Raw genomic sequence first — 12,855 nt, forward strand, 5'->3', positions numbered from 1 at the left:
AAATATGGAATATTTTGTATAAGTACTATGTCATTTCGTATCATTCCTGAATTTCACTTCAGATTCATTTAGAAAGTAGCTGATTTTTTGACTTATTGGAGATTAATCAAAAAAGAAAACGTTAAAAAGAAAACGTTAAAAAGAAAACGTTAAAAAGAAAACGTTAAAAAGAAAACGTTAAAAAGAAACTCTTGAATGTATAAGGGCACTTTTCACTATCAGTTGTTAAACTTAAATTAAATCTTCATCTAATTTGCATTAATCTGCATTTTGTCTTCATCTGATCTTTGTCTGGTCTTCATCTAATCTGCACTTTGAAATTTTTATTGTACTTCAACTTATTCTTTTGAGAAATCTTTAATTTTTGCTCCAAGGCTGCGCATATCTTTAAAGAACTCCGGATACGAAATTGACGCGGATTCTGTTGTATCAATTTTTGTATTTCCTGCAACAATTCCTGCCACTGAAAGAGCCATAACTATTCTGTGGTCATCCCAGCCATGCACTGACGCTCCATGCAGTTTTCCGCCGGTAATTGTCAGGCTGTCTCTTTCTTCTTTTAGGTCTACCCCAAGTTTCGGAAGTTCGGTTGCAAGAGCTCGCAGACGGTCCGTTTCCTTATATCGGACATGTTCGGCATTTTCAATCCTGCTCGTCCCTTTGGCAACTGCAGCAAGGACAGCAACTGTCGGGACAAGATCAGGGTTTGCTCCGGCGTCAAAGGTTATGGCTTTTAATTGTCTTCCTCCTTTAACGGTCACATTGCCTGCTTCTTTATCCCATGTGATATCTGCTCCCATCTGTTTCAGGGTTTCAATGATTACCTTATCTCCCTGTTTTGAAGGGAAGAGGTTTTTGACTGTAACTTCAGATCCATCGGTCATGGCTGCGGCTGCAAGAAGGTAGGATGCAGAAGAAAAGTCACCGGGAACAGTATAATCTTTGAAATCATACTTCTGTTTTCCCGGGATTATAAATCTGGTACCATTACTGTCATCGATATGAACTTTAACGCCTGCCAGTTCAAGCATTTCAAGGGTTATGTCTACATAAGGTCTTGACTTTATTTTTCCTGTAATAGAAAGGATGGTACTGTTTTCGGCAAGTGGGCAGGTTATTAGAAGAGCCGAGATAAACTGAGAACTGATAGAGCCGTCAATACTCACATCCTGTCCCTTAAGTCCACCTTTAACGACAAGTGGAGCTCTCTCATTTCCTCGAGTGGAGCAGGCTTTTACTCCCAGTCGATTGAGAACTTCAAGTAGAGGTCCGTTTGGCCGGGTACGAAGGGAAGCGTCTCCGGTAAGCACTGTAATTCCATCAGTAAGTGCTGCTACTGCGGTCATAAAGCGAAGAGTTGTCCCTGAATTTGCAGCATCAATTACATCATCAGGTACATTGGGTTTTCCATTAATTCCGTGGATAATAAGTCTGTCTTCTTCCCTCTCAACCAAAGCCCCAAACATCTCGGAAGCCCGGACTGTGGCAAGAGTATCGGCCGAAATCAGGGGATGCCTGACGGTTGATTCTTTTGAAAGAGCTGCCAGGGTTACAGCTCTGTGAGTGTAACTCTTTGAAGGTGGGGCAAAGACTTCCCCTTTGATTGAGGATTTGTCAATAGAAACACGCATATGTATCAGATCTCTTCTGTTTCTTATTGGATTTTTCATGGATTCAGGTGCTTACTTCTAGCTTCTGAATAACCTTTTTACAACGCTGCTAATAAATTGAACAAAATTGAATATTTTGAATATGATTCAGAACTCAATTTATAACTCAGTTTGAGAATCAGTTCACCCCTTTTACGATATTTTCTACCATATCCCAGTCATGATCATAGATATGTGCTGAGATACTGATAGTTGTGATCGTTCCGGGTTTTGTTCCCACTTTATCAGCCACGTACTCGAGGAGTTTCGAGAGCCCATACAAATTTGCAGGATAAGCTCCCCCAAAATCGTGACTTCTGAAGAGAGTTGTGAGGTGTATCTTTCCGTCTCTTATTTTGAAGTCGTCGAGCATCATGCAGGGGACTTCATTAACTTTTGTATCTACAGGAGGAATCCAAGTAACTGCGATTGCTCGTCTGGAAGTGGGATTTTGCTGCAGCTTTTCTATCACATAATCTATTTGATCTACTTTTCCATGCCAGTTCCGGAGGCGCTGCCCGTATGTATACTCAAAATCCTGTGTGTTTTCTCCAGAGATCAGTTGCTTTGCATACTCTTCAAGCCTTTCTTCATTCCAGGCAGTTTCGTGTGGGATCCTGTCTGTGTAGGGATCTTCAATTATTATCATCAAATCCATAAATTCCCTAATCTGGCTTCCTCTTTCATCCGTAATAACCTGCCCGTGATTCCGGATAATGTTAAGCCCACGGTACCATGCATCAGAGATTGTTTTTGCTCTGACAATCCTGCCAATTTCAAATCTGTCTTCCATTGAAAATTCCCCGATAAAATAAGGATAGGGTATGCAAGATTAATATCCTGATCCGAAACTCTCAAATCCAACAATGTGGTCAATGTCTCTGATTTTTGGGATTTTTCGGATACACTTTCCCATAAGCTAAATATGGTACAATATTCTACATAGGAGTTATTTATCTTATTTTCTTTATTCACCACTTTCTTTTATAAGTGCTTTCTTTCAGATATAACTTAGAATTTCACTGTGAATATTGATAGCATATGTCATGCCAAATTTAAAAAAATTCCGGACAAAAAAGGATATGGAAATTCCGGACAAAAAATACGGAAAATAAATCAAATAAAATTTAAAAAAAATAAGCAATTGGATATAGTCTGAATTAAAATCCGGGTAAAACAATATCTGAATAAATGGATCAAAATTAGAAACTTGAAAAACTAAAGACAAAATCCTGGATAAAAGAATTAAAAATAAAGGTTTGAGAACTATTCTCAGAACCTCATTGCCCTAAGGCGCCTTACCCTTTCTTCGGTTACAGGGTGAGTACTGAAAAGAGACTGAATTGCTCCTCCTTTTAATGGATTGACAATAAACATATGGGCGCTGCTTTCTTTTGCCTGGACATCTGAGACTCTCGGCTTATAGTGAGAGTTCCCGTATTCGAGTTTTTCAAGGGCATTGGCAAGAGCCCAGGGTTTTCTGGATATGCTGGCTCCTTCTGCATCAGCTGCATATTCTCTTGATCTTGAGATCGCAAGCTGGATCAAAGTTGCAGCGAGAGGCGCTAGAATTGCCATCGCGATGAGGCCTATGATTCCTCCGTTGTCATCATCTCTGTTGCCGCCGAAGCCGCCGAAAATTGCAGCCCATTGTGCCCAGTGGGCAAGCATTGTGATAACACCTGCAAGAGTTGCAGCTATAGCACTTATCAGGGTATCCCTGTTCTTCACATGTGCAAGCTCGTGTGCCAGCACGCCTTCCATTTCTTCATAAGATAGTAACTCAAGAATTCCAGTTGTAGCAGCCACAGCCGCATGCTCTGGGTTTCTTCCGGTTGCAAAGGCATTTGGCATTCCGGATTCTACGATATACACTTTGGGCTTTGGGATTCCTGCTTTCATAGCCAGTCCATCGACGATCCTGTGCAGGTTCGGAGCTTCCGCAGGTGAGACTTCCTTTGCCCTGTACATTTTGAGTACTATTTTGTCGCTGTACCAGTAACTTCCAAAATTCATAATTATTGCAAACAGGAACGCAATAATCATTCCGCCCGTACCTCCAAAGTAGTCTCCTATCAGAACCAGGAGGCCTGTAAGGGTGGCAAGCAAAATTGTAGTTTTAAGCATGTTCTTCATGACTTATCACACGACGTCCTCCCAGGCTAATGTCTGGGTTTTCGGTCTTTGATTCTTATTTCTGGACTTATTTTTATAAATTGAGCAGATTAGAATCAGTTTTATATCACTTGAATACAGATATATATGTTTTCTTCTGCAAGTGCAGGTTAATACATTTGTGTTATTTAGATTTCCTTATTTATCCCAAATCAATTTAAAATTCTCTTAAAAGGCAACTTTATTCTCAAATTGGGAAATCTCATTCAAGAAATTATATTTTTCTCTGGAATCTCCCCCTCTCAAAGCTTACATTACTAACAAGTATCTCTTTTTTGATATATTTACATTTGCATGCTTCATGCATTTAGTTTGATTTCTAACTATTATTGTGACTTCAAGTATATGTATCTATTGAATAACTGGTTCCAAAACTCAATATTACTTTTTTGAATCCCATATGCCGAATAATCAATTGTTTTTTGATCACAAAAATAGTTTGAAACTTTACTAATTTGAGGGTAAAATTAGTTTTGGGACGGACTCATTTAGTACACGAATACAAAAATAAAAATATAGTTACTTTAATCCGTTGTCAAAATAATCCGTGTCAATCTTTTTAACATCGTAAGACTTTACTTTTGAAACTCCCACATCATACTCAATCATTAGTCTTGCAAGCGTTTCTCCATCAATCAACACAATGTTCCCTGTGAAATTGGCATATTCAATAGCTTCTCTTGAAAAAGTAGAGGTTGTTATAAAGACTCCTTTCTTTGCTTTCTTTCCTATCAGAGCGCCTGCAAATTTCTGGATTTCAGGTCTTGGGACGGTACCTTCCCAGCGTTTTGCCTGAATATAAATTACATCAAGTCCAAGCCTATCTTCCTTTATGATTCCATCGATCCCACCATCATGACTTCTACCAACTGCTTTTCCTGCATCTGCTCTTGAGCCTCCATATCCTATTTTTATCAAAATATCAACAACGAGTGATTCAAAGAAGCTGGCTGAACATTTTTTTATGATAGAGAGAACTTCTGAAACGAGTTCGTTGTGCAGCTCCTGATATGCGATTTCAAGGAACTCTTCAGGATCTAGGTCTTTTTTCCTTTCTATTTCTGGAATTTCTGATTTATCGATTAAAGTAGACTTGTCCCTGTTATAAAAAGCATTAAATTCTTTATATCGTTTCAAAAAATTAACATCAATAGACGCAGGATTTTCTTTAAGGACATACAGTCCTCTCTTGGTAATGGAAAAATATCCTTTTCTTCCAGAATCAAGCAAGCCAGCTTTTTTCAGGTAAGTACATGCCCATCCAATTCGGTTATTAAATACAGCTTGCTGGCCACTTGGCAAAAGTTCTCTTCTTTCTTCTTCGCTTAATCTTAACTCTTCTGCAAGAAGCTCAATAGCATTGCGAATTTTATGCTCTTCTCCATCTCCTGCATATTTAAGCAAAGGAAGCATTAAGGATTGATAATCTGGAACTGCCATTAGATCACTCAAAATATGTTAGTCCTACTTAGAACTTTGAGTATGTATCTTTTTATAGTTTATCATTTTGTATCTGTTCACGTAATCTTGATTCTATTTCAAAAATTACTACTCCTCAAAGATCACTTTCCAGTAAAACCTCACAAAATCCAAACCTTTATACCTTTTCCTTTCCCAAAAACTTCTCATGTCCTCTTCAGGCATCCCTCTTCCTCTCAAAACGGAACATTCTATTAAAGATCGCCTCTACTGGAACTTCTTAAACGTGATACCTTTCCTGATCGGTTCAATTGGGATTGCCAGAGATTCGCTCAAATGGGTAGCGGTTTACATAGGAATAGCCCTTTTTTTCTTCTTGGTTATCGAATTCAGGTTCGCATGTACTCACTGCTTTTACTATATCCGGAGTAAAGGCTACGTAAAGTGTATGATGCTTTCTGGAGTACCAAAAATTTTTAAAGATCGTCCCGGATCTCACAGCCCTTTTGAAAAGATTATTACTGTTCTTGGGGCTTTGTCCGTGTTTCTTTTTCCGGTCTACTGGCTTATCAGTGACCCTCTGCTTCTGGGAGCTTATATTGTTGCATGGGTACTGTTTTTTCTGACAGTCCATCGATATGAATGTGTAAGATGCATTAATTTTGAGTGTCCTATGAATCGGGTGCCAGCTGAAATGGTAAAAAATTTTAAAAAGAGAGGTGACCTATCAGATAACTTTGATCTTTCTGGAAATGAATTTCAGGTATCAGGGTCAAACAGATGTGCTTCCCTTAAAATAAAACATGAATTCAAGGACTTTCTCTACTGGTACTTCGTAACCTTGGTTCTTCTATTTTCGGCGGGACTTGCAATTGGTATTTACTCAACAGGGTGGGTACTTGTCTATCTTTTCTTAGTTTTATTTCACTTTTATGTCCTGGAACAGCGTTTTTTCTGCACCCATTGTCCTTACTATACAATGAGTGAGAAAAAAGTGAGATGCATGATGAATTGGGGTTGGCCGAAGCATTTCAGATCCAGGCCGTATCCTCTAGGAAAATTCGATCTTGCCGTTACTACTCTTGGGTCCCTGGTCGTTCTTCTCTTTCCTGTTTCCTGGCTTTTGAAAGAACCGTTTCTATTGGGTACTTACCTGGTTTCTATTTCGATTTTCTTGCTAACGATATGGAGGTATGAGTGCTGTCGCTGTATCTATTTTGGATGTCCTTTTAACAGAGTTTCGGCTGAAGTGAGGATGAAATTTGAGGAGGAAAGAGAGTTGAGTGCGAGTTTGGAGAAGATTAAATTGTGAGTTTGAGGAAGGTCAGAGAAAGTTAGAGGAAGTTAGAGGAAGTTAGAGGAAGTTAGAGGAAGTTAGGGGAAGTTAGAGGAAGTTAGAGGAAGTTAGAGACAGATTAAACTGAACACTGCATCAATGGGTTTTGTGTTCCTAATACAATTTGAATTAATATAGTTTATACAGTGATTTCAATAAGAACAATTATTTAATAATAATGGATTTTTGCTAGATTTCTCCTGATAGCGCGTCTGTACTTTACTGCGGGGTATCCGAAAATGACCACTATTCCCGGTTGGTTTCGGATATTGATTCCGTACTTTTCTTTCACTTCTTTGCCCCCACTTTTCAGCATTGGGCCAATGGTTCCTATCATACAGCTTCCAAGGTTCAGGGCTTCGGCGGCAATCATTGCATAGGTGGCTGTGATAAAAGGATCTGCTGGATCAGCATAAGGAGAAACATGGAAGTACATAGCAAGGGGTGCTCCGTAGAGCAGGTAATCAGTATTTTCTTTTCTATATTCTTCAAAGATTTCAATCGCCGGATACACGAATTTGTCAATAACTTCATATTCTTCCTTCTTCATGAAAGGTCGCATCAGGAGAAGTACGGGTTTCGAAAATATCCATTTCTGGCTTTTTATAAGCTTTAACATGTCATCGGAAAATTCCCTTACTTTTTCTTTTCCGTTTATAACCAGGACCTCAACATCCGAAGGTGGAATCCCCATGGGTGCCGTGCTTGCTGCTGCCAGGATTCGGTCTATTTTTTCCTTTTCAACTTCTCTGTCTTCAAATTCCCGGATGCTGCGCCTGGAAAGCATGAGAGCCATAAGTTCTTCGTATCCGGCTCGGGACTCTTCTGCTGGGAGATATATGGACGAAGTCTGGGATATGTCTCTCCCTTCTACCGCAATGGCTCCTGTTGGACAAACTGCAACACAATGCCCGCAGCCGATGCAGCCAAAATAGCGGGTTTGGTCGATCCTTACTTTGTCGTTTTCAAGGTAGATAGGGGCTCCTTTGCAGACTTTAACACAGAGGCCGCAAGTCTTACACTTCTCATAATCGATCCTGACAGTTGCGGTTTCAGAGTACCTGGCTGTAGGGATGGCCATAGATTTTGTTCTGAACGATGGTTATAAAAATCTTTGGTTGAATGCAGTTTTTCTGGAAATGAAAGTGTTTTCCTGTCGGTTTGAACATCTCTCTCACTAATTTGGAGTAGAGCTGAGCTGCATTAAGTGTGAAAACTTTTCTAAATTTTCCTGCCCAATTTAACAGTAACTTATTTATAGTATAACACGGTAATTTACTTCCGTAGTCCAAGTGTCAAATGATGAACTACAACCAAACAAAAGGAGTTTCAGAAATGAAAGACGCAACCCAGGAGACTTCTCTTAAGCCCGTTCTGCATGGGTTTTTGTTAAGCAACGGAAAGTTTATCACTCCCGCGGAAATGAAAATTATGGAAAGCCTTGGGGTTGTCCGATCTAGAACAATCTGAATTCCAGAAATAAACCGGAAAAAGGCATATGATTGGGCAGGCTAAAGAACTTTTCGGAGACAATCTGTAATAATGCCTCAAAAAATTTCGATCCCTTAATTAACCCTATAAAAGTCTCTATTTGTTAGATAATGAAAAAATTCAAAAAAGCCTTCAGCAGAACAACCTTTTAAAATCAAACGAAAAGGACTCCCATAAATCAGCAAAGCCTCCAATCCCTGTGTATATTTGTAAAAACCGGATAAGTTATAACTAATATTGATTTCCTCCATAAGCTAATTCACTCCAAAAACGTTGAGCTTAGTCAACGAGGCCAGAAAAACAGATTGAATAAAAAACAGATTAAATAAAAAACAGATTAAATAAAAAACAGATTAAATAAAAAACAGATTAAATAAAAAACAGATTAAATAAAAAACAGATTAAATAAAAAACAGATTAAATAAAAAACAGATTAAATAAAAAACAGATTGAATAAAAAACAGATTAAATAAAAAACAGATTATATCCGATTTGTCTGTTCTCTTCTGTCCTTTCCGGTTGAAGTTTATCACTTTTTCTTTTTAGTAATCTCCTTTTAGCAATTTCCTTTTAGCAATCTTTCTGGGCTTAAGGAGAATTGTATAAATCTAAAGTTTACATGCTCTTTATATACTTCGCCTGTAAAACCTTATTTGCTTTCTTTTCAGGTTTCTTTCAGACTGCATTGGAACTCCATCTAACTATGAAATGGAGTAACTTTATGAAGTAAAATAACTTATACTTCGTGCAAGGAAAAAGTGACAACAATGAAAGCTGCCTGCATCCAGATGAATATCTCCCTTTGCTCAAAAAAGGAAAACCTTGAGCGTGCCCTCTCTCTGGCAGAAGAAGCGGTTTCGAAAGAAGCTGAAGTGCTTGCATTTCCGGAAGTCTTCTCAACTGGTTTTTGTTATGACCACATAGTTGAGTTAGCTGAAACTGCTTCCGGTCCTACCATTGGAGCCTTATGTGATTTTTCGAAGGAAAATGAGTGTATTCTTGCAGGTTCGATGATAGAACATAGAGAAGGCTCAGAATTCAGTAGTGAAATGAATATTCCTCCTCAGTTCAATCTGGGGTTCTGCATCGAGTCCGGAAAGCTAGTTGGCATCCATCGAAAAACTCAGCTTTACGGTCTTGAAAAAGAATATTTTGCACTTGGAGAAGATATACATCCTATTCGGCTGAAAAAGTATGACCTTTCCATGGGGCTTATGGTATGTAACGAAATCCGGTATCCGGAAGTTTCCCGGAAACTTGCTCTCGAAGGAGCAGATCTTCTGGTTTCGGCATCTGACATGCCTGATTTTTATATCTATCCCTGGCGTATTATGTCCCTTTCTCGAGCAATTGAAAACCAACTGCCACATATCGCCTGTAACAGAGCTGGAAACGATAGGTTCTCAACTTATCCGGGCAGATCTTTTATTGCCGATGGATGGGGCCGTATTCTGGCAGAAGCCGGAAAGGAAGAGTGTGTTCTAATCGGGGAAATTGATCTTGAAAAGATAAAAGAGATCAGGAAAACTGGTTCCATCATCGAAGATCGGAGGCCTGAGATTTATTAATTCAGGATTGAGTTAATACACATTTAGAAAAGAACCCATTTTAAAGAATATATCGAAAATAAGGGTTAGAATAAGAGTTAGAATAAGAGTTAGAATAAGAGTTAGAATAAGAGTTAGAATAAGAGTTAGAATAAGAGTTAGAATAATCGCAGGTTATGAAAACAACTGAATAATTTTTTTAGAATAAGAGTTCGAATAAGGGTTAGAATAATCGCAGGTTATGAAAGCAACTGTATAATTTTATTTATAAATGCAAGATAAGTTAAAATATAATAAAAAGGTGAACCCTGTAGGGTTACCCTTTCAGTTCTTTAATTATCAGTTCGCGTGCAGTTTTTGCATCTGCCGTACCTTTTGTCTTTTTCATGACCTGTCCCACGAGGAAGTTCAGTGATTTCTCCGTGCCTCCAATATAGTCCTGTACTGCAGCTTCATTTTCGGCGATTGTTTCAGCAATTGCTTTAGTCACTAGGTCGTCTTCGGCTTTGAAAAGGCCCTTTTCTTCGATAATCTGAGACGGGGTCTTTTCCTCCGCAGCGTCCAGCATAGTTCGAATGACTTCAACGGCAGCCCTGTCACTGATTTTACCTTCGGCAAAAAGGTTAATCAGTTCTACCATATCTGAAGCCTTTATGGAATTCTTTATCCCTGGGTCTTTTGCGTGGATAAAACCTATTTTCTTCCCGTCATAAGAGGAGATTTCAAGGTCACGATAATTTAATTCTCCAAGGAAGACATCAGCCGTCCAGGTAGCTGCAATCTTCGGGTCCACTCCTTTTGCACAGACGCTTTCATAGAAGTCAGCAAGCATAATCTTTGATGTAAGAGACTTTGCATGCATATCCGTAATTCCGTACTGCTCTATAAAACGAGCACGTTTTGCGTCTGGAAGTTCAGGTAGAGTTTTCTTAATTGAAGGAATCCAACCGGTAATGCGCATAGGCATAAGGTCAGGTTCGCGGAAGTAACGGTAATCCTCAGCTTCCTCTTTTGTTCTCATTGAGAGCGTTACGCCTCTACCTTCATCGAAGTGACGAGTCTCCTGTGAGACTTTTCCTCCACGCCGGATTACATTCTTCTGGCGCATAATCTCATAAAGAAGAGCTTTTTCAACTCCTTTATGCGAAGAGATATTCTTAACCTCAACACGGGTACCCCAGTGGACTGAAACGTTTGCATCCACACGCATTGCTCCTTCAAGGTTACCATCAAAAACATCCAGATACTCAAGGATATTCCTGAACTTATCAAGGAACCTTCTAGCTTCTTTGGGGCTGCGCATATCAGGTTCTGTAACAGTCTCAATCAGGGGCACGCCTGATCTGTTATAATCGATAAGGACACCTTTCGACTTCTCTATACTTCCGATGTGCACAAGTTTGCCTGGGTCTTCTTCCATGTGGGCTCTTGTAATCCCTACCGTATGTTCTCCGTCTTCTCCTTCAATTACAACTTTCCCGTTGCTTACGATTGGGAAATCATACTGCGTAATCTGGAAACCTTTGGGAAGATCAGGATAGAAATAGTTCTTCCTGTGGAACTGTGTCTCTTCTGCGATCTCTCCTTCAAGGGCAAGTCCTACTTTAATTGCGGCTTCAACTGCTTTTTTGTTCAGAACCGGAAGTGTTCCCGGAAGGCCCAGACAGATTGGACAGGTGTGAGTGTTTGGGGCTGCATTGTGATAGTCTGTAGAACAACCACAAAACATCTTGGTCTTAAGTTTATTCAATTGAATATGGATCTCAAGCCCGATTCTTACTCCGTCAGGATTTTCATAGACCATTTATGCCACCTCCGGAGGTCTCTTTGTGTGATAATCAGTATTTTGCTCGAAAGTATATGCTGCACGCAGCACAGCAGGCTCGTCAAATGGCTTGCCCATTATCTGAAGTCCTATCGGAAGACCGTCAGTGAAACCGCAGGGCACGGAAAGTGAGGGTACCCCTGCAAGATTGATCGGGCAGGTATTCACATCCGAGAGATAGAGGGTAAGCGGATCTTCAATCTTTTCTCCTATCTTAAAAGCAGGGTTTGGCATAGTTGGAGCCATAAGCACATCAACTTTTGAGAGAGCCTTGTCAAAGTCCTGCTTCACAAGAGTTCTGACCTTCAGGGCCTTTAAATAATACTTGTCGTGATATCCTGCTGAAAGGGCATAGGTTCCAAGGAGAATTCTTCTTTTCACTTCTGTTCCAAAGCCCTCAGCTCTTGTTTTTGAAACCATGGCATGCCAGTTTTCACCGCTTGCTCTATATCCGTAGCGTGTTCCGTCAAATCTCGCAAGGTTTGAGGATGCTTCACTCATTGCGATGATATAATAAGAAGCAAGAGCATACTTTATATGAGGCATAGAAACCTCTTCCCAGGACGCTCCGAGATCTTCGCATTTGTGTATGGCGTTCCAGACGGCTTTTTCGACATCTGGATGGATACCTTCTCCGAAAAACTCCTTTGGAACCCCGATTTTAAGCCCTTTTACATCTTCGATAAGAGCTTTTTGGTATTCGGTTTTGCTGTCAATTGAAGTCGAATCCTTGCGGTCATAACCTGCTATAACATCCATCAGCACAGCAATGTCTGTCACATTGTTTGCAAGAGGCCCAACCTGTTCAAGAGAGTTTGCATAAGCTACAACTCCATATCTAGAAACGGCTCCATACGTTGGTTTAAGTCCAACAACCCCACAGAAAGCTGCAGGGCAGCGTACAGAACCTCCTGTGTCAGAACCGAGAGCAAAAGGAGCTTCTCCTGCTGCAACAACTGCTGCACTGCCACCGGAAGACCCACCCGGTACTCTTTCAAGGTCCCAGGGGTTTGCAGTCGGCCCAAAGTAGCTGGTTTCCGTAGAAGAACCCATTGCAAACTCATCCATGTTGGTCTTTCCCAGGATTACGGCACCTGCAGCGAGAAGCTTTTCAATAACATAAGCATTGAATGGCGGGATATAGTCCTCAAGAATTTTTGAACCGCAACTGTTTGGCAGTCCAACTACGGAAATATTATCTTTTATTGCAATTGGCACGCCTGCAAGAGGGCCATTGTGCCCCTCAACATCAATTTTCTTCGCCTGCTCAAGAGCTTTCTCAGAGACCGTTATATAACCATTAACTTTGCTCTTTCCTATAGTATCGAGATACTGAGCTGTTACTTCCTCGGCTGAGCTTTCCTTAATTTTCTCTTTTACCTGTGCAACACTCATCCATTTTGCCATTTAAAA

At 40.0% G+C, this 12,855-nt stretch carries 10 protein-coding genes; 3 read left to right on the plus strand and 7 right to left on the minus strand.

Annotation, left to right across the window (positions count from 1 at the left end; genetic code table 11):
• Positions 1-338 precede the first annotated feature (338 nt).
• From aroA to MSBRW_RS00600, 4 genes are all read right to left on the minus strand, one after another.
• Entirely contained in the window at positions 339-1,631 is a 1,293-nt protein-coding gene (aroA, locus tag MSBRW_RS00585; RefSeq protein ID WP_048103183.1) for a 3-phosphoshikimate 1-carboxyvinyltransferase, read from the minus strand.
• A 157-nt stretch (positions 1,632-1,788) separates the two neighbouring features.
• Positions 1,789-2,442 (minus strand): thymidylate synthase, encoded by a 654-nt coding sequence (locus MSBRW_RS00590; protein WP_011305913.1) that lies wholly within the window; start codon positions 2,440-2,442, stop codon positions 1,789-1,791.
• Between the two features lie 479 nt (positions 2,443-2,921).
• A complete protein-coding gene (gene htpX / locus MSBRW_RS00595; protein ID WP_011305912.1) occupies positions 2,922-3,785 on the minus strand; it encodes a zinc metalloprotease HtpX in 864 nt (287 codons plus the stop codon).
• 558 nt (positions 3,786-4,343) lie between these two features.
• Complete coding sequence (locus MSBRW_RS00600; RefSeq protein WP_011305911.1) at positions 4,344-5,264, minus strand: restriction endonuclease; 921 nt, start codon at positions 5,262-5,264, stop codon at positions 4,344-4,346.
• Between the two features lie 187 nt (positions 5,265-5,451).
• On the opposite strand from MSBRW_RS00600, the gene MSBRW_RS00605 reads away from it, so the two are divergent.
• Positions 5,452-6,555: a hypothetical protein gene (locus MSBRW_RS00605; RefSeq protein ID WP_011305910.1), complete on the plus strand. Its 1,104-nt coding sequence runs from the start codon at positions 5,452-5,454 to the stop codon at positions 6,553-6,555.
• Positions 6,556-6,748: 193 nt separating this feature from the next.
• Here MSBRW_RS00605 and MSBRW_RS00610 read toward each other — a convergent pair whose 3' ends face one another.
• Positions 6,749-7,660: a nitroreductase family protein gene (locus MSBRW_RS00610; protein WP_011305909.1), complete on the minus strand. Its 912-nt coding sequence runs from the start codon at positions 7,658-7,660 to the stop codon at positions 6,749-6,751.
• A 254-nt stretch (positions 7,661-7,914) separates the two neighbouring features.
• Between MSBRW_RS00610 and MSBRW_RS23735 the strand changes: the two genes are divergently transcribed.
• Positions 7,915-8,049 carry a hypothetical protein gene (locus tag MSBRW_RS23735; protein ID WP_268990277.1) on the plus strand — a complete coding sequence of 45 codons (135 nt, stop codon included), beginning with the start codon at positions 7,915-7,917 and terminating at the stop codon, positions 8,047-8,049.
• A gap of 788 nt (positions 8,050-8,837) precedes the next feature.
• A complete protein-coding gene (locus MSBRW_RS00615) occupies positions 8,838-9,638 on the plus strand; it encodes a carbon-nitrogen hydrolase family protein (protein WP_011305908.1) in 801 nt (266 codons plus the stop codon).
• Positions 9,639-9,933: 295 nt separating this feature from the next.
• Here the strand turns inward: MSBRW_RS00615 and gatB are convergent, their stop codons facing one another.
• Together gatB and gatA are read right to left on the minus strand one after the other, a co-directional pair.
• Entirely contained in the window at positions 9,934-11,421 is a 1,488-nt protein-coding gene (gatB, locus tag MSBRW_RS00620; protein ID WP_011305907.1) for an Asp-tRNA(Asn)/Glu-tRNA(Gln) amidotransferase subunit GatB, read from the minus strand.
• Complete coding sequence (gene gatA, locus MSBRW_RS00625) at positions 11,422-12,849, minus strand: Asp-tRNA(Asn)/Glu-tRNA(Gln) amidotransferase subunit GatA (protein WP_011305906.1); 1,428 nt, start codon at positions 12,847-12,849, stop codon at positions 11,422-11,424.
• Positions 12,850-12,855 lie beyond the last annotated feature (6 nt).

The organism is Methanosarcina barkeri str. Wiesmoor (genome assembly GCF_000969985.1).
GTDB lineage: Archaea > Halobacteriota > Methanosarcinia > Methanosarcinales > Methanosarcinaceae > Methanosarcina > Methanosarcina barkeri_B.